Consider the following 24,701-nt stretch of genomic DNA (forward strand, 5'->3'; position numbering starts at 1 on the left):
CGCTGTCTCCCTAATTTGAGAAATGACCTCGTCGGGCGGGCCAAGTCAATGCCGCCAAGCGGCTGGGAGTTCCTGCTTGTATAGCTTGGGGTGTGGTTTGATGCCTCGAGCGTTCTCTGTTGTGAAGATTTTGATGGCACGTGTCGCGGACGTGTGGAGACTTGCTGCAGATGGGAACGGTAGCTGTTCGCCGGCGGCGCCAACGAATCGATCACCCGAAAAGAAGCTGTGGATTTCTGTAGTCGGATGGCCGTTGAGTCTTTCAACTGCTAGAAGAGCCAAATGTTCAATATTTTCGCCAGACTAGTTTTCACAAGCACTGCCCTCGCTCCCGTCGGACTGACCTATGCTTGGGTTGCGTGGGTGGAAAGCGCGCCGCAGACGGCAAAGTTCATCTTAGCAGGGTGCCTAATCCTTTGTGCCCTATGTGTCTGGATTCTCTGGAGCGCTAAACGCTCGCTGCCCGCGTCTAAATTCAAGGCCGCGTCCATCGAGGCTGCGGACCATGAGAACACCGCATTTCTCCTTCTCTATGTGATGCCGCTATTCACGTCGCAATTCAACACACTAGATTGGAAATTCTGGGTACCGACTCTTGTTATCTTTGGCGTTATAACTGCCACCGGGTACAACTACCATTTCAACCCCTTGCTTGGTTTGCTTGGGTGGCACTTCTACAAAGTCCAATCCACTGAGGGCGTGACTTTTGTGCTGATAACGAAGAAACATCTTCGCACTGCCGCCACGGAATTGCAGGTGGGCCAGCTCACAGAATACATTCTGCTCGATCTGGGGGAAAATAAATGACTCAACTTTACGCGGTGTGCCGTCCGGCCGAGGTAGCCGAAGTCAGACACATTCAATTGGCCAATCCGCTGCAGGCTCAACTAAACGGGGTGTTCGAAAACCAAGAAGCTCAATTCATGGCCGGTATCGCCAACGAGATTGCCTTCACCGGCGATTGGATTCCAGACAGCGAGGATGTGCTCTTCATCCAAAATCTGCCAGAAGCACAGGTGCTGCTAACTGCAGCGGACCAGAACGCGGTCGCACTGCCCGTACTCGATGTCGCCAATTTTCAAGGTCAATCCGTCAAGGGCCTATTCGCCGTCCTCGGCAATGGTCCAAATCGGCGCCTCTTGATCCAGAACTTTGGCCCCCAACAGGTGCTTTCTAGTCGTTTCGCGTTTTTATATGAGGGCGATGTTTTTCGACGGCTCGTCGAACCGGCATTCTCACTGGATAACAAATTGGTAGCAACCGTCGACGCGACAGGCCTGGTTCGGTTCAAGAGTTACTCTATGTTACGTCGTGTCCTCGATATGTCCCCTATCTTTCGAGAAGCAACCGATCCTGAGCTAGCTGCATTTTGCGGCCACGCCAGCCTCGCCATCGAGGATGCCGCGGCGTTCGTAGCCGGAGCGGATGAAGGTATCCGAAAGCACGTTCTTGCAATCACCAAGGCCAACGTTCTTGGGAATCACCCGGTTGCAAATATTCAGGCGCAGGCAGTGGCTATAGGATTTCCAATCGCCGTAAGTGCTGGCCGTATCGAGATACCAACCGATCGAAAAGGCGCAAAGGCTCTATTCAGTTTCCTGCTGAATAAGGTCTATCTCGGGCCTATCGATCAACAGCTCTTCATAACCAATTCAAACCGGCCTCTGGCCTAGCTCAATGAGTTGGGAAACGAGGGCTGCGAACAACCTGCTCCCGCTCAGTTGGGACAAGGGCAGCCTTTCGCAAGCTTTTCGCGAGTGGCGCTACACTGGCGACTACCATGACCTCGAAGCGCCCTCAGCGAACTGTGAACTCTGTGATCATTCTGACATCCGCTACCAATTCGAAATCCGTAATTTGCATACAGCCGGAAGGCTGCTGATCGGAACTGAATGCATTCATCGCTTCGGTATCGCGGCGACCGACGAAGAAGGCCGCACATTAGACGCTCTCGCCACTCGTAAGAAAGTCGATCGGGATCGGCGACAACTTGTCGAGGACGCACGCCGCAGGCGATTAGTAACTGCGCTCGTGGCGCTAGCGAACGTTGAACCCGATTTCGATGTTCAAAGGCTACAACGACGGCATCCCGGTCGAGCTTGAGGATGGCAAGGAGCTGAATAATCTGCTCATTGAGCGAGGGTGCGCAGTCTTGAGATATGTTCGCGCAACGGTGTCTTCGCCGAAAATATCGAGGGTTAGGCTCTCGAAACCTTTGATCTTGGCCTTGATCTGGTTGTCCAAGGCCACCAGCGCCGTCCGGTCCGTACTGGTGAGGAATTCCCAATATCGCTCGAAAAGTTCAACGGCCTGGTCGCCTAACGGCTGCTGGCAAAGCAAACAACTGTCACCGTCGTTTGGATAATGACCGTGTTCAAGGGCAGCCGACTTGTAAGCGGCTGTAATGAGTTTTTCCCATTCCGGCCCACCGGCACCCTTCAACTTTTCCGACTTGAACGATGCCGTACCGGTTGCCGCTACCTTCCTGGCGGTGTCGTTGAATTCCGCAAGTAGGCTTTTCGCCCCATCCCGCTCAGTCTGCGATAGACCCGCGCGCAGCTGGACAGTTCGAAATACCTCGCCTTTGGAACCGGATTTTGATTCACTCGACGCGTTGATTTGCACGGAGGCAGTGGATGCGGGGACAGGCTGGTTTCTGGGACATTGACGAGCGATATGTCCGGCTGAGCGAGGCCGGCGATCCGCTGGAGAAGCTGAATGCGGTGGTGCCGTGGGAGGTTTTCCGCAAGCCGCTGGGCAAGGCGCTGAAGCGCTCCGATGGCGCGAAGGGTGGCCGGCCGCCTTACGATCCGGTGATGATGTTCAAGATCATGGTTCTGCAGGCGCTCTACGGCCTGTCTGACGACCAGGCCGAGTTTCAGATCCAGGACCGGCTATCCTTCATGCGCTTCCTCGGGCTGGGTCTCGGAGACAGGGTGCCGGACGCCAAGACGATCTGGCTGTTCCGGGAGCATCTCACACAGGCCGGCGCGGTGGACAACCTGTTCGCCCGTTTCGACAAGCACCTCGGCAAGGCCGGCTACCTGGCGATGGGCGGGCAGATCGTCGATGCCACCATCGTGGCGGCGCCCAAGCAGCGCAATACCGACGCCGAGAAGACTGACATCAAGGCGGGCAAGGTTCCGGACGAGTGGAAGAAGAAGCCCGCGAAGCTGCGCCAGAAGGACCGCGATGCACGCTGGACGGTGAAGTTCTCGAAAGCCAAGGTCGCCGAAGAGGGAAAGGCGCAGCAACGCGACATCGCCATTCCCGCCTTCGGCTATAAGAACCATGCCTCGATTGATCGCCGGCACGGCTTCATCCGGGGATGGAACGTCACGAGCGCGTCAGCCTATGACGGCGCGCAGCTTCGCAATGTGCTCAACCGCGGCAACACCGGCTCGACGGTGTGGGCCGACACGGCCTATCGCTCGAAAAAGAACGAGGAGTGGCTGGAGAAGAACGGCTACGTCTCTGACATCCACCAGAAGAAGCCGAAGGGTCGGCCGATGAGCGAGGCGACGTCGCGGGCCAATGGGCGGAGATCGAAAACCCGCGCATTCGTCGAACACGTCTTCGCGCAGCAGAAATCCAGGATGGGCCTGTTCGTGCGCACCATCGGCATCGCCCGCGCCAGGACGAAGATCGGCATGGCCAACCTTGCCTACAATCTCACCCGCTTCGTCTGGCACGAGGGGCAAACTGCGTCCGCATAACGGCGAGTGCGGCGAAAACCGCCGACGCAACGCCGAAATCGATCAGCCATCCCCACCCAGGCAAGGGGCGAAAACCTTGTCATAGTGTCAGATTCGGCCAACCGCACCCGTTTGTCCGCCTTGCCGTTCAAAAACCGCGGTAAATCGATCTGTCCAGCTGCTTTAAGGTGTCACGCAGAACCGCGACTGGCATACGCGCTTCCGTGAGCCGTCGAATGCTCTCCTCCGGCGAGGTGGACTGCAATTCTAAGGTTAAACGCTGGATTTCCTCAACTCGGGCATGTTCGTCCTTGCCATACTCGGCTAGCTTCCGTAGAGCCGCCAGGTCGGTTTTTGGCCCCAGTGCAGCAACAGCCGCGGAAGCGGCCGTTACGTTTCCGATGAAAGCGTTTACGAAGCGATTTTGCTTTGGTCGCGCGTCGATGGCGGCGGCCAGCTTCTGAGCCAACAGACTATACACCCTCGCCATCTCGGGAAATACGTCAAAACCTGCCGGCTTGAAGCCAAGAGGTCCCGAGTCTGTCAAATGCTTTCCCGCCACCGAACTGTCGAAAACCGCAAAAGACCTCTTTAGCTCGGCATGCTCCATCGTTCCATTGAAGACGAGTGGGATTTCGTTGCCAGCGTGATCGACCAAGACAATGGTAGCCGAGGCTTTTCTTGGAGCGGTATCGTCATAAATGTCGGGAATGATCGCGTGCCGAGTTCTGCTGAAACACACATTCGTCAGGATGCGTGCAAAGCCGCTTTTTCCAGCACCATTTCCACCATAGATGAGCGTCAGCTGGGGCGAAAAAACCAGCTCCGCAGATGGGGTCAGCGCATTTACGCCGCTGACGTCATGAATTCGCAAGAGCCGGGGTTTTTGCGAGGCGAGCCCGCTCGCTTTGCCGGTTATTGTTGCTGGAATCTCTAGCTTAGGACTTGGTTCGTGCGCCAACCCAAATCCATGCAGGAACACACCGTAGACCTGTTCGATCTGCTCAGCAGTAAGAACGCCATAGCGCACCGCCCAAGCAAGTGTCAGCTTTTGCCAGGGCGAGAAATCCTTCGCCCAAATCTCCAACTCATCCCAAACCGTCACCCGAGAGGGCGGTGACGCGTGCACGTCCTGAACTGTCAATTTGTCTCCCCCGATCAGCCGTCATTCCGATAAGTAATCGGGTACAAAGTCAATCTCCAACGAAACAAGCGGTACGATTTCTTGTGTCCAACACTTGATTGCCCAGTACATGCGACTGTGGTGTTTTGTGACGCCCTGAACCCAACCTCACGTTTCCCCCTTGCCGGGCTCGGCTGAGTTTCAACAATCACACCGTCCAACGCGATAGAAAGCCAACACCGCTGCTATGAAATTCTTCTATCGAGCCTCGGTCGAACACCGGTATGTTCGCGGCCGGAGACCGCTCAATGGCATTTCGATTCCTACACACGGCCGACATCCATCTCGACTCGCCGCTGCGTTCGCTGGCGATGCGAAACCCCGACCTTGCCGAACTTGTCGGAGACGCCAGCCGTCAGGCATTCATCTCCGCAGTTGACCTCTGCCTTGCGGAACGTGTCGATGCCCTGGTCATTGCCGGCGATCTCTATGATGGCGACCAGACGTCGATGAAAACGGCGCGGTTTCTGGCGTCACAGATGACACGACTTCACCAGGCCGGCATCAGGGTTTTCAAGATCCGTGGCAATCATGACGCAATGTCGCGGATATCGAAACAGCTCGTGTTCCCGGACACGGTCACGATCTTCGGCGGCCGTCCCCAGTCAGCGCTGCGGACAGCCGGCGGGCTTGACGTCATGTTCCACGGCTTGAGCTTCGCGAGCCCAAAGGCGCCGGACAGTCTGCTTCCCAAGTATTCAGCTCCGCGTGAAGGCGCGGTCAATGTCGGCATCATGCATACGAGCCTGGCCGGATCGCCCGGCCACGACGTCTACGCGCCCTGCAACGTCGCCGACCTGCACAGTCATGGCTTCGAGTACTGGGCGCTCGGGCACATCCATGTCCGCCAAGTCCATCCTGGGGCGAGCACCGTGGTGATGCCAGGAATTCCGCAGGGCAAGGACATCAAAGAGGCCGGAGAGAAATCCGTCACCCTGGTGACGATACGAGACGACCGCACCATCGAGATCGAGGAAAGGCTGACCAGTATCGCGCAATTCGAGCGGGTGAGCGTCAACCTGACCGAAACGGTGGAATGGTCCGAAGTCGTCGGGCGTGTCCGATCCGCGCTCGAAGCTATCCGGGCCTCCGTCAGATCCCGCCATGCCGTGGTACGCCTCAGTCTGACCGGCATGTCGCCTTCGTCGTGGGCACTGATCCGCGACCGGGATCTGCTGCTCGCGGAAGCTGAGCAGGTCGCGGAACAGGTAGGCGAAACCTGGGTGGAGAAGCTCGAACTTAACGTCTCGCCACCCGCAGCCGAGACATCTGAGGGCGTCGCTGATCCGATTTTCGAACTCGCTCAATCCATGCGTGCCGATGCCAGCTCGGAAGCTTTTCGTGCCGAGGCGAGGGCGTTGGTACAGAAGATGATCGCGGATCTTCCGCCTGACGGGCGCGATTTCGCCGGCAAGGACGAGGCTGAGCTGGAGTTGTTCCTCGACAGGGTGCTTGCCAACGGCGCCGACCTGGTCACCGCCCGCCTCAAGGCCGGTGGATCACAATGAGGCTCCGGCGACTTGATCTCATCCGTTATGGCAAGTTCACCGACAAAGTGATCGACTTCGGGCCGAAACCGGAATCCGGTCCCGACCTGCATATCGTCTTCGGCCTGAACGAGGCCGGCAAGTCGACCGCGCTTTCCGGCTATCTCGACCTGCTGTTCGGCATCGAGGAACGCAGCCGCTACAATTTCCTGCACGAGTACAGTGCGATGCGCATTGGCGGGGTGCTCGAACTCGGCGGCGCGGAGCACACCTTCACACGCACGAAACAGCGCACCAACTCATTGTTGGACGAGACTGGCCAACCGGTCAGCGAAATGGCGATATCAGCGCATCTCGCCGGACTGACTCGCGACGCATACGAGACCATGTTCTCGTTGGACGACGAAACGCTGGAAGCAGGTGGAAAATCAATCCTGGAATCGCGCGGCGACCTGGGCAAGCTGCTGTTCACGGCAAGCGCCGGCCTCGGGCACGCAAGCGATACATTGAGCGTGCTCGAGGCCGAAGCAGACAGGCTCTATCGCAAGCAGGCACATGGAACCGAACTTGCGCTTCTCAAGAAGCGGCTTGCGGAACTTAAGGCCGATAAGGACGCGGTCGACACCTTGGCATCGACTTATGAGAGCCTTGAAGCCGAGCGCCTCGACGCGACGGAAAAATACGACCGCAGCATCGCCGAACGGTCGGTGCTGTCGGCTCGGCTCGATACCATAGCCAAATATCTTCGCGCGATCCCGATCCTTGCCGATATCCGACGTAAGGAAGCCCAACTAGCCGAGTTGCCTGAAATCGCTTCCCCGTCACGGACCTGGACCGGCAGTGTCGCCGACATGATCGAGGCCGACGCCAGTCTGAGAACGCGGCTTTCCGCAAGTGTGGAAGAGCTCGAACGGGTGACGACGAAAATCGCCTTGGTCGACGTGGACACGGTGATCCTTGCGATTTCCGAACGGGTTCGCGGCCTGGCCGACAGAAAGGTGCGCTACGTCTCGGCCGGCCTGGACCTGCCAAGCCGCAGGACGGAGCTGCAAATCCTCGACAATGCCGTGGCGACCTGCCTTGCCGCACTGGGAAGGTCCTCCGAGCCAGATCCTGCCAAACTGCTCTTGCCTGCTGCAACCATTGGCGCTGTGCGCACCATGGTCGAGCAGCGATCCGGGATTGTGACCAGCGTGCGCGTTGCGCGCGAGGAGGCCGCGGCAGCTGCTGATGCGCTCCAGACGGCACGCGAGCGGGTCGGAGAAGAACGGGCTGTCCCAGAGCCTGCCAGGGCAAGGCTCGTTTCGGCTTTGTCTACGGCAAAAGCCAGCGGGTACATGAGGGAGACCAAGGCGGCACGGAGGTCGCGGATGCAGGTGCAGTTCGATGGGAGGCCGCGATCGCGCGCTTGCATCCCTGGTCGGGCGATGCTCAGGCATTGGCCAGGCTCGCCATTCCGAATGCCGGACAACTTGGCGCATGGAAGGCTCTGGCAGCAGAGCTTGGGAAGAGCAGGGGTGTCCTTTCCGAACGTCTTGCCGAGCACCAAGGCAATCACGATTTGCTTTCGGCGCGGCTGAAAGCCCTTCGTGCCTCGGTCGATGTCACCGACGATGATGCGGCGGATGTCATTCGGCGCGCCCGCGATGAGGCCTGGGCAAGCCATCGCGGTGACCTGACTGGCGATACGGCGGATGATTTCGCGGCAGCACTGGCCCGAGACGACAGTGTCGGAGCAGGCCGTTTGGCCAACGCCCGGGAACTGGTCGAGATTCGCAGCACAAACCGCAACCTCGCAGAAACCGCCGCCACCATCGCGCATGCGCGTGATCAACTTGCACGCAACGGCTCAGATCGGGAGGCTGTGCTCTTTGAAATTCGCGCAGCGGCAAGAGAGCTGCTCGGACCGTGCCAGGAAACATCCCCCGAGCAGCTGATCGAGCTGATCGAGGATCGCATCGCTGCCCGGATCGATGCGCTCGCGGCCTGGGAAGAGATCGAGCTTTCCCGCAAGAAGGCCGAGCGGGCGGTTGATGAGGAAGGGCGAATACGCCTGGAGTTGAGCGGGGCGCTGGCGAGCGTTGGTGTTGGTTCGGGTCCTGGTGAAAGCCTGGAGAGGGTCATGGCCGTGGCAGAGCTGTTCCTTGAGAGACAATTCAAGGTGGACGCAGAGCGTACCGAGGCGCTCAAGACGGTTAGCACAAGGCAAGAGGATCTGGCTGCCAGGCGCCGAGCTGTCGAAGTCGCGGAGCGGCGTGAGGATGAATGGCAGGCCGGTATTGCCGAGGCGCTCAAGGGCACCTGGCTTGAGAGCGGCATCTCGGCGTCCGGCATGAGCGGTGTCCTTGATCAACTGGCTGAACTCTCCAAGAGCCTTCAGGACCGGGACGCCATGCAGCTTCGCATCGCGAAGATGGAGGCCGACAGGGACAATTTTCTGGTCGAGGTTTCCGCCGTTGCAGCCGAAGCGGGCGAGGCGGCCGACGCCGACGAACCGGAACAGCTGGCGATCCGGCTTGCCGAGCGCCTGGAGCGCGGCGAGCGCACGCGCGAGGCCAAGGCAAGTCTCGTCAATGACCTGCAGCGCCTACAGGATGCGCGTGAAATCCTCGATGCTGAGATTTCGGCACATGAGCGCCGCAAGAACGAGGTCCTGAGCGTCTTTGGCGTGGCCACGCTAGCGGACGTCGTGCAACGCGACGAACTGCTGCGCGACAGGGATCGCCTGCGCACAGCCGTGGCCGAGCTTGAAGAGCAGGCATCGTCCGAGCTCGCTGTGGAAGGGTTCGAGCAGGCGCGTTCGATATTGGATGCTGTCGATCTCGACAGTCTCGCAATCGAGAAGGCTGAGGCCGAACAACGGCTTCGCGCTTCTGACGAGGCAATACAGCACCAGCTTATTCGGCAGACGCGCGCGACCGACAAGCTGGACGCCATTGGCGGCGACAGCGCTGTTGCCCGCATAGATGCCGAACGGCGCACCGCCCTTCTCGAAATCGAGGAAAAGGCCGTCCGCTTTATCGAGCTGAAATTGGGAATAATGTCGGCTGGAAATGCTCTGCGTCTCTACCGCGAGCGTCACCGCTCCGGGATGATGGAGCGCGCATCAGACGCATTCGCCCTCATGACGCGCGGCCAGTACTCCGGCCTGACAACTCAACCTGTGAAGGGTGGGGAAGTGCTCATCGCGTTGCAGCGCGATGGGCAATCCAAGGTAGCCGACGCGCTGTCAAAGGGCGCGCGCTTTCAGCTCTATCTGGCCCTGAGGCTTGCGGGTACTACGAGTTTGCGCAGTTTCGGCCCTCCGTACCCTTCATCGCAGACGACATCATGGAAACCTTCGACCATGTCCGTTCCGAGGAGGTCTTCAGGTTGTTTGGCGAAATGGCAAGTGCCGGTCAGGTGATCTATCTTACGCATCACCAGCATCTATGTGAGATCGCCAAGGCTGTTGTGCCGAGCGTAGCAATTCACGAACTTGGATAGTAACGGGTGATTGTGTCGTCACCCCATGCTGGTCCGAAATATGTGGACATATTTCGGACACTCGAAGGTTGACATGTGTCCGAAATATGCATACATATTTCGGACATGAGTGGAACTCGATCAGACCTGAAGGCTCTAATCCAGCATCGCATGGCGGCAAGTTCACCCCGCACGGTCTGGACGCCTGCGGATTTTCTTGACCTCGGCAATCGCGATGCGGTGGATAAGGTGCTGCAGCGGATGGTCAAGGCAGCTGAACTGCGGCGGATTGATCGCGGGCTCTACGATCGACCGACATTCAACACCTTGACCCAGCAGAAAAGCCCACCAGACCCACCTGGCGTCATCGACGCCGTGGCGCGGCGCGATCAGATCCGGGTTCTCGTTGACGGCATGACCGCGGCAAATGACCTCGGCCTGACTGACGCAGTGCCAGCCCGCATTGTCGTACACGCCGACGCACGGTTGCGGCCGATTCGCCTTGGCAACCTCGACATCACCTTCCGGCCCACGTCGGCCAGCAAACTCTACTGGGCTGGGCGTCCGGCAATGCGCGTCGTCCAGGCGCTGCATTGGATGCGCGATATGCTAGGCCAAGATGAAGGGAACCGGAAACTGTTCCGGCGCCTGCGCCGACTGCTGAACGATCCCGCCCAAGGTGACCGCCTCCGTGCCGACTTGGCCGACGGCCTGCCAACCCTTCCCGCCTGGATGCAAGTTCTGTTGAAGCCCCTACTGCAGGAAGCCGCTGAGGTCTCCCAAGGCCGGCTCCAGCCGAGCGGGATTACGCCTCCGAGAATGCCGAGCCAATGAATTCTGCTTACGACCAGGTCCTGAGCGCCGACACCGAGACAAGGGCGGGCCTGTTTACGACAACAGCTCAGCGTCTCAGCTCCACGCCGCAGAATATCGAAAAGGATTTTTGGGTCTGCTGGACCTTGGACGCGCTGTTCAACGGCATGCCAGACGGTAGTCCACGGCTGCTGTTCAAAGGCGGCACTTCCCTTTCCAAGGGATTCGGCCTGATCAGCCGGTTCTCGGAAGACATCGACGTCACTGTGTTCCGCGATGATCTGGGGGAGGGGACGTCGATCGCCGAACTTCAGAACCTCAGCCGTACCAAGCGTGAGGCCAAGTTGGATGCCATCAGGGACGCCTGTACGGCCCATATCCAAGGGCCGATGGCGGCGGCCTTGACTGCATTGGTAGCTGCCGCCGCAGAGCGCACGGGGCTGCCGCTCGAAGACTTTCAGGTAAGAGCTGACGACGATGACAAGCAGACTCTCCTGCTTTGGTATCCGACCGCAACGCCTGTTGAGACGTATGTCCGTCCGGCAGTGAAGATTGAGTCAGCGCGAAGTCGGCACTCGATCCGAACACGCAGCAGATCATCCGACCCTATGTCGATGAGGACGCGCCAGGTCTCGATCTGAGTGTGGCCAACGTCACTACAGTCGATCCGGAGCGGACCTTTTGGGACAAGGTCGTGATCCTTCACGGCCTGCGGCGGTGGTTTGAGCGTCGGGGTGAACTGCGTGGTGGCGGACAACGGATCTCGCGCCACTACTATGACATTCACCGGCTCATGGGCTCCGAAACCGGCCGCCGGGCGATCGCGAACAGGGATCTTGGCGCCGACTGCGTGGCTCATGCTCGCATGTTTTTCAACCGCAAGGACTACGACCTTGCATCAGCCGAACCGCCGACCTTCGCCTTGCTGCCACATGACGAAATGGTTGACGCCCTGCGGCGAGATTATGTTGCCATGGCCGCGATGATCTTTGGGCCTGTGCCGAATTTCAACTAGGTGCTCGAAAGCGTCCGACAATTGGAAACGCTGTTGAACGCGCCAAAAGGTTGACGTTCAGCCTGCGGTATGTTCGCCATTTGTGCTCGAAATGTCGCATAAATGGCAGTGTTGAACGTTAGTCTACAGGGCCTTTATCAACCAAAGACCGCAATATCCTTGTGACCTATGGCCTTTCATGCGATTCTTCGGGCTGATCTGAAGGAGATGAGAATGCCTGAAATACTTGCAGCGCTTTCCAACATTCGGACTGTTGAAGAAATGATCGCGGCCTTCCGGGATGAGCAGCATTGCCGTCGGTTGCTGGAAAGCATGGTGTGGCCGGATGGCCGGATCTGCCCCGCCTGCGGATACAAACGCTCGATTGCGCTTGCCGGTCGCGATACCGGCAAGCGTCGCGCCCGACCGGGTCTTTATCAATGTTCCAGCGGCGATTGCCGGTTCCAGTTCACGGTGACGACACACACGCCTCTGCACTCCACGAAGGCGTTGGTGCGCGGATATGAAATCGAACGCATTTCGATCTTTAATGTAGTTGGTTATGCCTGCGTGACTTGACGCCGGATAGACTCCGGGCGTGCCCATGCCAGCATGCGGTTGAGAACGATGCAACCGATGGCAACCTCGGTCTGTTGAGCCGGAAGAGAGCGTGCTCGCAGGCGCCGTCCGATCAGCCCCTTGTATCGTCCGATGGCTGTTTCGCTCAGCGCCCGCTTGCCGTAGCCGGAGGCTGCCTGCCATTTCAGCCGACCGTCGCTTGCGATTGCGGCAATGTGCTTGTCCCTTTGACCAGGCGGTCCGGTATCACCGCTTTCCACCGCCGTGGAACGCGGTGGAATGACGATGTTCGCGGTTGCGCTGTGCTGCAGGATAGACCGATAGGTTGGCTTGCCGTCATAGGCTCCGTCGGCTGTGAACTGGTCGATCTCGCCGTCGATCTGATCGAGCAGCGGTGCCACCTGGGAAGGATCATCCGTGTCCTGATCTGTCAGCCTTTGGGCAATGATCGCGCCACTTTTGGTATCCACTGCCAGATGCAGCTTGCGCCAGTTGCGACGTGATCTGGCGCCATGTTTCTGCTCCAGCCATTGCCCGGCGCCGTAGACTTTCAATCCCGTGCTATCGACAAGCACATGCAGCGGGCCGTCCGGCAGCGGCGGGTTTCGTCGGGCTGATGGCTCCCACTTCTGTGCCCGACGGCTCAGCGTCGTATGATCTGGAACTGGGACTTTCAGCCCCATGAGATCCAGCAGCGAGTGGAGCAATCCCTCGGTCTGGCGCAGCCGCATTGCCAAGACGCAACCCAGCGTCAGCGCTGTCTCAATGGCGAGATCGGAATACCGGGCTTGGCCGCCGCGGGTCTTGCGTCGCGGAGCGCGCCATCCCGCCAGTGCCTCCGGCGTTACCCATAAGGTCAGGCTACCACGCCGGCGCAGACCTGCTTCGTAGTCACGCCAATTCGTCACCCTGAATTTCATCTTTCCGACGTGATGACGACGATCTGCGTTGTGTTTGTACGGCATGGCACTCGCATCAAGCTGATTTCGATCCTGCCTGCCTATCGCCAAACCGTTGACAAAGGATCCATGCACCAACGCTATGGCAGAGTGGAAAGTCGTCACCGTGGGCAACTGAAATCCGCCATACAGGCCTCAGCGCGGTCAGAGCCAGATAACGTGACATCACCTTCATGGGACATGGTGAGGATACCTGTTAAGCCGAACTCCGGTTGTTGGGACATTCTGCGCGTTCAGATAGACGCGGCAACGTGAACTTTCCATCCTGCACGCATCCCGACTCGCCGCCTCAGGCACCGGTATGTTTCATGATCCACTCGTGATAATGCGACACGCGCGTATACACACCGTATGTCGTTCCGCAATCGTCGTCCTCCCCCCCCCCACGATGTAATTCCAACCAAGATGGCGTTGCCTTGGCTATCGCGTTTGATCAGAGAACCTCCACTGTCCCCTGGGCAAGTATCGGTCCAGCCGCTTTCGGTTCCGGCGCACATCATCCCAGGAGAGATCCCATCATATTCGCCGCTGCACATTTTGTTGCTGACGTACGGGACCTTGCCCTCTCGGAGCTGGTCTGATTCTTCTCCATCTTCTGTTTTTCCGGTACCAATCACGATAAGGGGCTCGCCACTACGAAGGTGCGTCCTAGGGCTAGGAAGGGAAATGACCGCTGCGGGTCGCGTACTGTGCACCCGCACGAGCGCCAGATCATGTTCGGGTGGGTATTCCTTCTCCTTCTCCTTCTCTTCATCATGCTTATATTTTTCGTGAACAATAATGTCCTCTACATCCAACGAAACGCCATCGACTACAACGGCCTTGACCTGGTCGACTGTTAAATCCGCTACACAGTGCGCCGCTGTGAGGATCCATCGCTCTCCGATCACCGATCCTCCACAGCACGGGATATAGCCATCCCCTTCGACAATATTGAGTTTGACGTGCCAAGGATACTCTTTGGACGTGGTCGGCTTGCCGAGAATGACGGCATGGGCGTGTTTTGCACCAAAAAGGGCAGCAGCGATCCCGAAGAGGGCATGACGACGGGTGATTGGGGGGGGCATGGGTTTCCTCGTAATATTGCCAACGGCCGCGTGCCGTTGGCGCGCCACTCATGCCTTCCAACCCATTAGCTGGCAACCCCTCATCTCGCATGTGATTCGGAATGCCGCAGGCAACATGCTTTGTCCTCGATAGGACGCTCTGGTTGCCGTGGGCAGAGGACTTCTTCGGAAAGCGCGACGACGGCACGGGGCCTGTTATAGGCAGGCTCTGCAATACGGTGCTGATGCAGCTCGAGACCCTCAAGGTTACTCGCCGCCAGGCACGATCAATAGCCCTGCCCCACCTGGCCGCTTGCTACCCTTCGGGGAGCGGCGGCTTTTTTCATTTCAGGGACTCCTAAAATACGAATCAATCATTAGATGCCCGCGGCAAGAGTAAACGTCCTGTCGCTGCAACGCGACAATTACGGTGTCCGTCTAGCGACAATTAAACTGGCAGAATTGGACAGTCGCCGAGTAGCGATAAGACATCTATCCTTATAATTGTCGTTCGACAAAAGGGAGGCTTAGCGACAATCACTTTAATTGTCTCTGGCTGTTTATGATAGCGGCGTGAGTAATTGTCGCTAGCTATTGTCCCGGCGACAATTACAGCCCATGCGATGATGTGTTGCTGTTAAAGCCTAAGCCAAGATGGGAGTTTCCTCGTTGGCGGCTCTGCGGGCGGCGGAGCGCTCTCGATAGCTTTCGCCATTCATTTCTATGATCGTGGCGTGACGGACCAATCTGTCCACCGCCGCCGCTGTCATGGCGGCGTCCGGGAAAACGGTGCTCCATGCTGAAAATGCATGATTGGCGGTGATGGCGATGCTGTGCCGTTCGTATCGATGCGCGATGAGTTCGAACAGGACGCTGGTCTCGGCTTGATCCTTCCTGACATAGGAAAGGTCGTCGAGTACGATGAGGTCGAACTTATCGAGCTTCTCAAGGGCGCCGATCAGGGAAAGGTCGCGACGCGCAGTCTGCAGCCTTTGAACGATGTCGATGGTACGCGTGAACAAGACCCGCTTTCCAGCATCGATAAGAGCATGGCAGATGGCCGCGATAGCGTGACTTTTGCCTGTCCGCTTTTGCCGAACAGCAAGAGGTTGTCGCCGTTCTTGATCCAGTCTCCGCCGGCGCCGAGGGACAGAAGTTGCTGTTTGCGCACGCCTGGTGCGGCGTCGAAATCGAAGCTGGCGAGGGTTTTGCCAGCCGGCGCTTCGGATTGATCGCGATGACGCTGGATGCGGCGTGAGGTGCGCTCGGCGACCCCGTATCTCCATTAGCGCAGCGATGGTTTTTTGGGCTGGCCAGCCGTCTCGGTCGGCGGTGTCGGCGATGCGCCGCCAATTGCGCGCGATGCTGGGCAGGCGCAGTTCGGTCAGCAAGGAGGCGAGGATGGCTGCGTCGGTCATGGCCGTACCTCGCAAGCCGAGGGCAGAAGCCGATCGTAGGCTTCGAGATTTGGCTCTGGGATGGCGACCTCGCTCGACGAGCTCGGTTTGCTCGCGAACTCGATCTCAAGTTTGGCGAGGTCAGGCAGCCGGCCGGCGTCCAGGATTGCGTCGAGACGATCGGCCAAGGTGATCTCAATGGCTTCGCAGGTCGAGGCCAGAGCCAGCAAAGCGACCATTGACCGGCAGGCGTCTCTGGGCGGCAGATTGACGCGCTCCGCGACAATCCAAAAACCGGCCTGGTGTCGCGCAGCGTCAACTACGAAAAATAGCGCTTGCAACTCACCGATTCACAGCCCATCTTCACCAAATCGCGGCCACCAAACTCTTCATCCTGATCGTCGCGCTTCCCATCCAAATTGGGTTCTTCCGCATATTTGGTGCAGGTGCGTCGTTCCCTTGGTTCCCCCCGTCTGTCTACGGTTGTTAGGCGGCTGCCAGCAGCCTGTTTCTCAGAAGCGGATACCCAGAGCGCCCATACATCTGGCGCTTGATAGTCTTGAGACGGTTGATCTGTCCCTCGACGGGACTGGTGCTCCAGGGCTGGGTGATTGCGGCCCGAACAGCCGCAATGTCACGGCCGATGCCTGCTGCAAGGGAAGCCAGTTCGCTGTCCGTGGCGTCCTCGATCCATTGCTCGAGGCCGGCATCATCGTCGCCTGCAGCGAAACGTCGGGCCAGGTCACACGCCTTCAAGAGCTCCGGCGCGCAGTCATAGAGATGGCCCAAGAATTGTTCGGTCTGCTGATCGAGCAAAGTCGGGTCTTCGCTCAGCAGCCATGCACAGTTTCGGCGCGACGGCGGCCGCCATCGCGCATTTGGCGGAGCGGTCGATGAGCACTGCTGGTGGGCGGCGGTCCACCTGTAGACGGTCGCCCTGCTGCCTGCAAAGCCGATGCGCTTGATTTCGCTCCACAGGTGCAACCCGTTGCGTTGGCCTTCCTGCCAGCGTCCTTCGAGATACTCCTGGAAAGGATCCATGAGAACCGAGCGCGCGGGCGGCCGCCGGTGCTCGGGCTCCCCGCCCGCGGCAAGCCAGCGCTCAACCGTTCTCACGCTCATGCCGGTCCGGGGCGCGATCTGTCGCGGCGACATGCCGGTCGTCCTCAACTCAAGGACTTCAGAATAGAGTTCACTGCGCTGGTTGCGGCGCGACCGGCGCAGGCCATCAAGCTTCGGGGAAGCATCCACTGATGGTTCCGGATTGGCGTCGTCATCGCCACTCATCTCGGCCATCATCGCCTTTCCGGCGGCACTGACCGCTTTGCGGTGGCGGCCGAGGGCCAGACGCAACGCTTCGCCCAGGTTCTGGAGAAGATGCCAGCGGTCGGCGACCTGCGTTGCATCGGGAGCACCGCGACGGGCGCCGTCGGCATAAACGCCGGCTCGATCGCGAGCGATGACTTCGATGCCCGGATGACGTTCCAGCCATGATGCGACCGTGTCGGCATTTCGATCCGGCAATAGATCAAGCACGCGGTTGCGCTCCAGATCGCAGATGATCGTTCCGTAGCGCTGTCCTTTGCGCCAGGCCCAGTCGTCGATGCCAACCACCCGCGGCGCTTCCGGCGGCTCGAACCCGGCCGCGCGGATCATCCGCAGCAGCGTGTCGCCGCTTATCGGCATGGCCAGTTTGCGCGACAGGCGCGAGCCGGGTTCACCGCCGGCCGCGAAGCCGATCACCAACTGGCTCTCGCCGAGGCGGGCGGTGCGTCTCGCTTTCGGCTGCACCGTTTCCGGCAATCGTTCCGTAAAGATCCGCTGACGGCATTGCGGATCGGCGCAACGGAACCGCCTGGCGTGAAGCCGGATTTCGACAACCCGTCCCTGCCACGGCAGATCAGCCACCCGGCGCATGTAGTGGCTGTGGACGCGGCCGGTTCGGCAGCCGCAGGAGGGACAGCACGATTCTGTCGCCTTCGGCCGGGCTACAAGCACCACCTTGTCGGCCTCTGGGAGAATTTGGACAATCGAAAGCTCGGGCGAGACCAGCGAGCGGAAGGCATGGGGCGAATCACCGCGACGACTGCGATTCCCACTCTATGGACTCATTCGCACCGCCCGTGAATCCCGGCACCTGCACCAAATATGCGGAAGAACCCCAAATTGTCGCGCCATACAAGCGCATCTTCAAGGAAGAAGCGTCTGGCGGTCGCTGGGAACGGCCTGAATTACACAGGATCCTTACTTGAGGCAGGGCGACACCGTTGTCGTCTGGAAGCTCGACCGCCTGTCACGCTCGCTCAAGGACGTACTGCATAATATCATGGAGCGGATCGAGACCGCCGGTGCCGGATCCTCTCTGACTGAGGCGATCGATACAACGACGCCGGCAGGGCGCATGATGATGCAGATGGTCGGTTCCTTCGCCGAATTCGAGCGCGCCATGATCCGCGAACGCACCTCCGCCGGGTTGGCCTTGGCGCGATCCGAGGGCAGGATCGGCGGCCGCCGCAAGAAGCTCAATCCAAAGAAACGGCTGGAAATCGCCGAGAGTGTCTTGTCCGGACGGAAGTCAGCCGCTGAAATGGCGCGGCTCTACGAAGTCAGCCAGCCAACGGTATCGAGAATTATAGCCGAGCACAGACGGAAGGTGGGAAAAGGCCATGCCCAACAGCCATGACCTCAAGGGTCTGATGAAGTTCCTCTCCCGCGACGAATGGCGTGATTGTTTCGAAGACACTCTCGACGATCATTTCGGGCCGGTTCTCGACGCCAGCAACATGGAGTTCGATGATGTGGCCGAGATGCTCGGCGATCATTGGGCAATGACGCTTTGGGGCTGCGCCTTCGAGGATTTCCTCACTCAGGATTTCGACGTCGAGGGCGGCAATATCGTTGACGACTATCTGAAGCGGCGCGGTTGGAAGGAAGGCGCCCAGGCAAAAGCTTATATGAAGGCGCTCCGGACGTCGGTCATGAGCCTCTACGAAGTCAGCGACATCGTGTCGGGCAAATCCCTGATGGCCCGCGATCTCATCCGCGGTGGTGATCCTGTCCTGGTCAGCGAGGCCACTGCCACGAAGACATTGCAGGGTGCTGTCACATTGATTTTGGCTTAACGGTTTGACGATAAGTCAGGTTGGCATGGTCGAAGCATGCGCCACCTACAAGAACCATCGCTTCCCGATCGAAATCGTTGCTCATGCCGTCTGGCTTTATTACCGGTTCGGGCTGAGCCTGCGCGATGTTGAAGAAATGCTGCTGGAGCGGGGGATCGTCGTCTCCTAAGAGACCATCCGCCGCTGGGGAAAGAAGCACAGTCCCGATTATGCACGTCGCCTGCGCGCAAGGCGCCATCGAAAGACGATGTCTGTCATCTTGATGAGGTAAGCCGTGCGCATCAACGGCAGGCGGTGCTGGCTGTGGCGCGCCGTCGACCAGGACGGCTATGTGCTGGATGAGATCGTGCAGACCCGCCGCAATAACCAAGGCGGCCAGGCGTCTGCTCATTCGTCTGCTGAAGAAGCAAGGCCTGTCGCCGAAGCGTATCGTCACCGATAAGCTGCGCTCCTATTCAGCGGCAAGACGTCAGGTCATGCCCGATATCGAGCACCGGTCGCACAAGGGCCTCAACAACCGGGCGGAGAACTCTCACCTGCCGTTTCGAAAGCGGGAGCGAATTCGGCAAGGCTTCCGCAGCATTGGCTCCCTTCAGCATTTCGTCTCCGTCTTCTCCGCCATACGCAATCTCTTTGTCCCCTCCCGCTCAAACAGGTCCGCCACGCAGATCCGAACTCACCGCCTCAATGCCATGGCAGAATGAAAGGCTGCGGCGTTGCAGATTGCCTGAAAACAGCTGTGGGCTTCCGCGCGTCCACGCTTCAAACAATGTGACAGTGCCCTTCGCGCTCCTTGATGAAATCCGGATGCTCAAGGAGCGTCCACATTATGAAGCCTATATAGGCTAGGACTGATATAGGGTCAAGCTGATATTTTGACCTCTAGGAAAACTGTTGTCTTGCCCGCTTCTCTCGCCAAGCACCCGCGACCGACCAACGGAACCTGCGGAGGCCAATCAAAGCCGAGCATGCGAACCAGGACGCGCATGGTCGCGGTTAATAGTATCTTTTGCGTTCAGGGAGCCACGGCGCCTGGGTCGGCTGATGAACACCGTCCGTTCGCGCATGTGAGGTCGAACTAATTGGCGGCGAAGGGGAGGCAGGCTCATCATCCAACAGTCGCCAGATTTCCGCTGGCTCGAATGCCAACAGCGGCCGGAGCTCCGGCGGCAAGCTCAGCCGGTCTTGCAGCGCCTGCCGATCGGCGACGAGGTTGTCGAGGTGCAGCGGCTCGTGGTCCGGCCGCTGCCCGTCCACCAGTCGTTGAACCAGCGCCCGCGTGCCGTCCACCACAAAGACGCCGCAATCATAACGGTTCGGCTGTCTGGCCATGCGGGCTGGCGCCAAGGTGGCGTTCAGCAGCCCTGCGAGCTGTCTTGCAGGCGCGTCGTTGTATCCCTCTCGCTGGAGGGAGTCGTAGTGATAGGCGACCGGCCTTTCCCGGTTGCTGCGATCAACCAGCAGCAGCGACCAATGGGTGCCGAGGCTATGCTCAGTGGCATTGTTCACGGGCAGGAACAGGAAATCGGCTGTGTCGTTGCCATCCTGATCATAGACAATGCGGTGCAATGCGTATTCCCTATCGATTTCGCTGAAACCGCGCAAGCGCAGGGGACCATTGGCTATGAGGGGATCCACCAACTGCGTCTGGCCGGCGAGCCTCGGATCGATCCCCCGCAGCCGCTCCTCCAGCAAATCGTAATCCCTCTGGATATGGTCGGTGCTCAGCCACTCGTCGGCGCCAAGCACCGACCCCACGGGGACATTGGAAGAGGCTGTCGGATGCGACGCCCCGATCTGGGCATCGGAGGAGGTGGTGGTTGGCCTCGTCAGATCAACCACTGGAAGACCGCGGTAGGTTTCTGGCAGCCTAGCGGTTGCTGGCGAGGCGGGTTGGGTAGTTCTTGCCGGTGGCGCTGCCGCTGGCGCAGCTTCACTCATCGGCGAAAGTTGCCCGCGATGGATGAGCTGAACGTCATCGGGCCCTCCCGGCCTGAAGACGGCGGCGGACCCTGTCCCTTGCATGATGGGCTGCCACTCCGTCTCGCGGAGCATCTGCCGCCGCTCCAACTCCTCGCTCAACCACGCCATAGCTTCGTCGTCCGAGGAGGCCGGCAGCGGAGAAAGCGCCAGCGGCGAGCCACGGGCTGTCGAGCGCCCTTGGTGATGACCCGGTACTGGCCCGGGCGGATTGGGATTAACCGCTGCCTCAAAATCGCCGCAGGCGTCTGAGCGAGCCCTGACATAGTGCACTGGCGCTGCTTCCGACGCTGGCCACATACTCCAATCAATGTTGAGCGGCATCTGCAGCGACCAGGTTGACGTGGACCTGGCAGGTTCCTGCCGTCCAGCTTGGATTATGTCCTGCGCCGGCTCAGGGGGAACCCCGGACCATGGTGGGCCGTCTTCAACCATCAGATCCTGATCGTAACCTTCCGGGCGGACCAATGGCCAAGTAGCAGGTCCCTGCTGCGCAGCGGCGTCCCCGACGGCCGTCGCGACCGCATGCGGCGCCGCGGCGTCTTCGTATCCGCTCCCCTGCATCATCGGCCGTGCCTCCCATGGCGATGCACCCAGTTGATGGGTGGGGCCCGGCGTCAGCAGGCGACCGCCTGAATTAGCGATCCCGTTCAGCTGCGGCTCTGCAGCAAGGCCTTGCGGAACGTCCAGGGTCCTCTGCCTCTTCGCTGGCCTCAACCCAGCTGTGTCATGCTCATCGTCGATGAAGGCCTCCTCGCTTGGCAGGAGGTTGCTCCAGGCAGGTGCACCCATCAGCTCGTTCCGGGACCGCTGGTGATTGGACTCTCCGGGATTCGGTGCCTGGTCATGGCGCGCAGCGGGCTCTAGAAATGACGACGGGCCAGGTGCGTCCATCAGCCCCAAACGCATATCCTGATCGTGCGCTTTCGCAGGAAGCTCTTTTGCCAAACTGCCAGCCCGGTGCGACGCGCTGTGCCGCGCAGCGGCGTCGCCGACCCGCCTCCGCTCCATCGGTGCCGCGTTTTCGGAGTTGATGAGCGTCACGTTCTGGGGGGGGAGGATTCAGCTTAGCGCGGCCTGCGATCGGCACGACGCCCGTCGACCGCAAGGTCCGGAGATGACCTATTGCCGCAACGAGTTTCCTGGGATCACCCTTTCCGATGAACTCGAGCACCTCACGGCCATCGCTCAGCGACTTGCTGTCGAGCCGAGCAACAAGGCTCGGTTTGTGATTTGCGAAGAGCCAGCCACCAAACCGGCGAAGAATACTTACATTATTCTTGACGGTGAGTTCGGCGACACCACCATTGATGAGAGCCTGCTCAAGGCCCAAAATAAGAGAAGCATCCTGAGGATAGAGAGGCGGCTGCGGCCGAGGCTGCTGCTTCCTGCGAAGCCGAGCTGACTGAGCCGGCTGTGGTGCCGAAGACGACAGCCCGGGTTCGTCCATCAGCTCCAAACGCACATCCTGATCGTGGGCTGCCGCAGCAACCTCCTTTGGCCAACGGAAAGCTTCCTGCGACGCGCTGCGCAGCGCAGCGGCGTCGCAAACCCGCGTCGGCTCGATCAATCCCGCGTTCTCGGGATCAGGAACGAGAGGAATGTGGCGCTCGCGCTCAATCGCTTTAGCGCCGGTGTCCGATTGTCGCAGATAATTCAGTGCGGAACCGATCCTTGAATCACCACCGGCGTCCTTCCTATAGCTCTTGACATCTCCATTCAACGCCTTGCCGGAAAGCCGACCAGCAATGCCCTTCTTATTGTTTTGACGCAGGTAGTCACTGAAGCTCCTGAGAGCAGTTGCATTCCTTTTGCCGGTCTGTATCGCTGCTTTGTCTCTGTACTCTTTGATGAGAGCGGCGATGAGAGCCGCGTCCTCCGGATGCGGAGTCAACTCAGCGCGGCCTGCGATCGGCGCGATTCCGCCCGTCGACTGCGAGGTCCGGAGATGATTTATTGCCGGAAGGAGTGTCTTGGGATTACGCTTTCCGATGAACTCGCGCGCATCCTCGGTCAGCGACCCGTGGTCGAGCCGATCCTTAATGGGATCTTTGTTGTTTGCGAAGAGCCAGCGGCCAAAGCTGAGAAGAGAACCTACATAGTCGTTGGCGGTGTGCTCGGAGGCGTTGCCCTTGATGAGGGCTTCCCTGAGGCCCGAAATAAACGGAGCATCCTGGGGATAAAGAGGTTGGTTCCTTCGAAGCCGAGCTGACTGAGCCGGCTGCGGCCCCGAAGACGACGGGCCCTGTTCGTCCCTCAGCCCCAAACGCACATCCTCATCGTGGGCTGCCGCAGCACGCTCATTTGGCCAACTGCCAGCTTCCTGCGACGCGCTGTGCTGCGCAATCGCCTCGCCGACCCGCCTCGGCTCCATCAGTGCCGCGTCCTCGGGATCAGGAACGAGGGGAATGTGGCGCTCGCGCTCCATCGCTTTAACGCCGGCCTCCGATTTTCGGAGATGATCCAGTGCGGCATCGATGATCCGATCACCATCGGCGTCCTCCTTATAGCCCTTGACATCTCCATCCAACGCCCCGCCGAAAAGCCGACCAGCAATGCCTTTCTTGTTGTTTTGACGCAGGTAGTCACTGAAGCTCCTAAGAGCAGTCGCATTCCTTTTGCCGGTCTGTATCGCTGCTTCGTCTCTGTACTTCCTGATGAGAGCCGCGTCCTCCGGATAAGGAGTCAACTCAGCGCGGCCTGGGATCGGCACGATTCCGCCCGTCGACTGCGCGGTCCGGAGATGACCTATCGCCGTAAGGAGTCTCGCGGGATCGCCCTTTCCGATGAACTCGCGCGCATCATCGGTCAGCGACCCGTGGTCGAGCCGATCCTCAATGGGATCTTTGTTGTTTGCGAAGACCCAGCGGCCAAAGCTGAGAAGAGAACGTACAGTATTCTTGGCGGTGTGCTTGGAGGCGTTGCCCTTGAGTAGGGCGTCCTTAAGCCCAAAAACAAGCGGAGCATCCTGAGGATAAAGAGGCTGGTTCCGAAGCCGAGTTGACTGAGCCGGCCGCAGCGCTGAGGACGACGGGCCCTGTTCGTCCATCAGCTCCAAAGGCACATCCTGATCGTGGGCTGCCGCAGCAAGCCAACTGCCAGCTTCCTGCGACGCGCCGTGCTGCGCAATCGCCTCGCCGATCCGCCTCGGGTCCATCAGTGCCGCATCCTCGGGATCAGGAACGAGGGGAATATGGCGCTCGAGATTCATCGCTTTAACGCCGGCGTCCGATTTTCGAAGATGAGCCAGTGCGGAACTGATGGTCTGATCACCGGCGTCCTCCTTATAGCCCTTGACATCTCCATCCAAGGCCCCGCCGAAAAGCCGACCAGCAATGCCCTTCTTGTTGTTTTGACGCAGGTAGTCACTGAAGCTCCTAAGAGCAGTTGCATGCCTCCTGCCGCTATGTGTCGGGGTTTGGTTTCTATACTCTTCGATGAGAGCCGCGTCCTGAAGATACGGAGTCAACTTAACGCGGCCTGGGATCGGCACGACGCCCCCCGTCGACTGCGAGGTCCGGAGATGACCTATTGCCGTAAGGAGTCTCGCGGGATCGCCCTTTCCGATGAACTCGCGCGCATCCTCGGTCAGCGACTGCTTGTCGAGCCGATCCTTAATGGGATCTTTGTTGTTTGCGAAGAGCCAGCGGCCAAAGCTGAGAAGAGAACGTACATAGACATTGACGGTGCACCCAGAGGCTTTGCTCTTGATGAGGGCTTCCCTGAGCCCCAAAATAAGCGGAGCATCCTGGGGATAAGGAGACTGGTTGCTGCCAAGCCCCGTTGACTGAGCCGGCGGCGGCGCCGAGCCGGCCGGCATTGCTCCACCACCTCCACCTGAATTGGCGATCTCGCTCAGTTGCCGCTCAAACGCGGCCGCACCTGCGAACGGAGCCGCACGTGAGCTCTCTTGCAGGCCGGCCCTGTTCGATTGTCCGCGCACCCGCTTGGTCGAGGTGAAATCCATCCGTTCTCACTTTC

The 24,701-nt window shown here is 59.5% G+C and carries 14 protein-coding genes and 6 pseudogenes; 11 read left to right on the plus strand and 9 right to left on the minus strand.

The window, feature by feature from the left end:
• Positions 1–282: 282 nt before the first annotated feature.
• Both AC0V7N_RS35700 and AC0V7N_RS35705 read left to right on the plus strand, forming a co-directional pair.
• On the plus strand, positions 283–807 hold the full coding sequence (locus tag AC0V7N_RS35700) for a KwaA family protein (protein WP_496628221.1): 525 nt from the start codon (positions 283–285) through the stop codon (positions 805–807).
• Entirely contained in the window at positions 804–1,673 is an 870-nt protein-coding gene (locus AC0V7N_RS35705) for a hypothetical protein (protein WP_496628222.1), read from the plus strand. Before AC0V7N_RS35700 ends, AC0V7N_RS35705 begins: the two co-directional genes overlap by 4 nt.
• 400 nt (positions 1,674–2,073) lie before the next feature.
• On the opposite strand, the gene AC0V7N_RS35710 is transcribed toward AC0V7N_RS35705, so the two are convergent.
• Positions 2,074–2,625: a hypothetical protein gene (locus AC0V7N_RS35710; RefSeq protein ID WP_496628223.1), complete on the minus strand. Its 552-nt coding sequence runs from the start codon at positions 2,623–2,625 to the stop codon at positions 2,074–2,076.
• A gap of 11 nt (positions 2,626–2,636) precedes the next feature.
• Here AC0V7N_RS35710 and AC0V7N_RS35715 point away from each other — a divergent pair, with 11 nt between their 5' ends.
• Positions 2,637–3,716: an IS5 family transposase gene (locus tag AC0V7N_RS35715; RefSeq protein ID WP_496628224.1), complete on the plus strand. Its 1,080-nt coding sequence runs from the start codon at positions 2,637–2,639 to the stop codon at positions 3,714–3,716.
• Positions 3,717–3,843: 127 nt separating this feature from the next.
• On the opposite strand, the gene AC0V7N_RS35720 is transcribed toward AC0V7N_RS35715, so the two are convergent.
• Positions 3,844–4,839: a hypothetical protein gene (locus AC0V7N_RS35720; protein ID WP_496628225.1), complete on the minus strand. Its 996-nt coding sequence runs from the start codon at positions 4,837–4,839 to the stop codon at positions 3,844–3,846.
• A gap of 287 nt (positions 4,840–5,126) precedes the next feature.
• On the opposite strand from AC0V7N_RS35720, the gene AC0V7N_RS35725 reads away from it, so the two are divergent.
• From AC0V7N_RS35725 to AC0V7N_RS35745, 5 genes and pseudogenes are all read left to right on the plus strand, one after another.
• Positions 5,127–6,386 (plus strand): metallophosphoesterase, encoded by a 1,260-nt coding sequence (locus tag AC0V7N_RS35725; RefSeq protein WP_496628226.1) that lies wholly within the window; start codon positions 5,127–5,129, stop codon positions 6,384–6,386.
• Positions 6,383–7,945, plus strand: a complete 1,563-nt coding sequence (locus AC0V7N_RS35730; protein ID WP_496628227.1) for an AAA family ATPase — start codon at positions 6,383–6,385, stop codon at positions 7,943–7,945. Before AC0V7N_RS35725 ends, AC0V7N_RS35730 begins: the two co-directional genes overlap by 4 nt.
• Positions 7,946–10,001: 2,056 nt before the next feature.
• Positions 10,002–10,664 carry a DUF6088 family protein gene (locus AC0V7N_RS35735; RefSeq protein WP_496628228.1) on the plus strand — a complete coding sequence of 221 codons (663 nt, stop codon included), beginning with the start codon at positions 10,002–10,004 and terminating at the stop codon, positions 10,662–10,664.
• A pseudogene (locus AC0V7N_RS35740) lies at positions 10,661–11,658 on the plus strand (nucleotidyl transferase AbiEii/AbiGii toxin family protein). The gene AC0V7N_RS35735 and the pseudogene AC0V7N_RS35740 overlap by 4 nt, the downstream one beginning before the upstream one ends.
• Before the next feature lie 213 nt (positions 11,659–11,871).
• Positions 11,872–12,144: pseudogene (locus AC0V7N_RS35745) on the plus strand (transposase); the annotation flags it as partial.
• A gap of 53 nt (positions 12,145–12,197) precedes the next feature.
• On the opposite strand, the gene AC0V7N_RS35750 reads toward AC0V7N_RS35745, so the two are convergent.
• From AC0V7N_RS35750 to AC0V7N_RS35770, 5 genes and pseudogenes are all read right to left on the minus strand, one after another.
• Entirely contained in the window at positions 12,198–13,181 is a 984-nt protein-coding gene (locus AC0V7N_RS35750) for an IS5 family transposase (RefSeq protein WP_496628419.1), read from the minus strand.
• A gap of 227 nt (positions 13,182–13,408) precedes the next feature.
• Complete coding sequence (locus AC0V7N_RS35755) at positions 13,409–14,242, minus strand: trypsin-like serine protease (RefSeq protein WP_496628229.1); 834 nt, start codon at positions 14,240–14,242, stop codon at positions 13,409–13,411.
• Positions 14,243–14,865: 623 nt separating this feature from the next.
• Positions 14,866–15,639: pseudogene (gene istB / locus AC0V7N_RS35760) on the minus strand (IS21-like element helper ATPase IstB).
• Positions 15,636–15,857 (minus strand): hypothetical protein, encoded by a 222-nt coding sequence (locus AC0V7N_RS35765; RefSeq protein WP_496628230.1) that lies wholly within the window; start codon positions 15,855–15,857, stop codon positions 15,636–15,638. The pseudogene istB and the gene AC0V7N_RS35765 overlap by 4 nt, the downstream one beginning before the upstream one ends.
• A gap of 247 nt (positions 15,858–16,104) precedes the next feature.
• On the minus strand, positions 16,105–17,670 hold the full coding sequence (locus AC0V7N_RS35770) for an ISL3 family transposase (RefSeq protein WP_496628420.1): 1,566 nt from the start codon (positions 17,668–17,670) through the stop codon (positions 16,105–16,107).
• 50 nt (positions 17,671–17,720) lie between these two features.
• On the opposite strand from AC0V7N_RS35770, the pseudogene AC0V7N_RS35775 reads away from it, so the two are divergent.
• The 3 pseudogenes from AC0V7N_RS35775 (at position 17,721) to AC0V7N_RS35785 (ending at position 19,444) form a co-directional block, all read left to right on the plus strand.
• Positions 17,721–18,301: pseudogene (locus tag AC0V7N_RS35775) on the plus strand (recombinase family protein).
• Positions 18,285–18,713: pseudogene (locus AC0V7N_RS35780) on the plus strand (hypothetical protein); the annotation flags it as partial. The pseudogenes AC0V7N_RS35775 and AC0V7N_RS35780, both read left to right, overlap by 17 nt.
• A 63-nt stretch (positions 18,714–18,776) precedes the next feature.
• Positions 18,777–19,444 (plus strand): annotated as a pseudogene (locus AC0V7N_RS35785) (IS6 family transposase).
• A 292-nt stretch (positions 19,445–19,736) separates the two neighbouring features.
• Here AC0V7N_RS35785 and AC0V7N_RS35790 read toward each other — a convergent pair.
• Both AC0V7N_RS35790 and AC0V7N_RS35795 read right to left on the minus strand, forming a co-directional pair.
• A complete protein-coding gene (locus tag AC0V7N_RS35790; protein WP_496628231.1) occupies positions 19,737–20,582 on the minus strand; it encodes a Ulp1 family isopeptidase in 846 nt (281 codons plus the stop codon).
• 982 nt (positions 20,583–21,564) lie between these two features.
• The gene (locus AC0V7N_RS35795) at positions 21,565–24,687 is read right to left on the minus strand and encodes a hypothetical protein (RefSeq protein ID WP_496628232.1); all 3,123 of its coding nucleotides are present in this window, start codon (positions 24,685–24,687) and stop codon (positions 21,565–21,567) included.
• Positions 24,688–24,701: the final 14 nt, after the last annotated feature.

The sequence above is a fragment of the Mesorhizobium kamtschaticum genome (assembly GCF_056174585.1).

Coding starts and splice junctions, on each gene's coding strand:
- AC0V7N_RS35700 (WP_496628221.1), top strand. CDS start 283: ATGTTCAATATTTTCGCCAGACTAGTTTTCACAAGCACTGCCCTCGCT.
- AC0V7N_RS35705 (WP_496628222.1), top strand. CDS start 804: ATGACTCAACTTTACGCGGTGTGCCGTCCGGCCGAGGTAGCCGAAGTC.
- AC0V7N_RS35715 (WP_496628224.1), top strand. CDS start 2,637: ATGCGGGGACAGGCTGGTTTCTGGGACATTGACGAGCGATATGTCCGG.
- AC0V7N_RS35725 (WP_496628226.1), top strand. CDS start 5,127: ATGGCATTTCGATTCCTACACACGGCCGACATCCATCTCGACTCGCCG.
- AC0V7N_RS35730 (WP_496628227.1), top strand. CDS start 6,383: ATGAGGCTCCGGCGACTTGATCTCATCCGTTATGGCAAGTTCACCGAC.
- AC0V7N_RS35735 (WP_496628228.1), top strand. CDS start 10,002: ATGGCGGCAAGTTCACCCCGCACGGTCTGGACGCCTGCGGATTTTCTT.
- AC0V7N_RS35750 (WP_496628419.1), bottom strand. CDS start 13,181: ATGCCGTACAAACACAACGCAGATCGTCGTCATCACGTCGGAAAGATG.
- AC0V7N_RS35755 (WP_496628229.1), bottom strand. CDS start 14,242: ATGCCCCCCCCAATCACCCGTCGTCATGCCCTCTTCGGGATCGCTGCT.
- AC0V7N_RS35765 (WP_496628230.1), bottom strand. CDS start 15,857: ATGGTCGCTTTGCTGGCTCTGGCCTCGACCTGCGAAGCCATTGAGATC.
- AC0V7N_RS35795 (WP_496628232.1), bottom strand. CDS start 24,687: ATGGATTTCACCTCGACCAAGCGGGTGCGCGGACAATCGAACAGGGCC.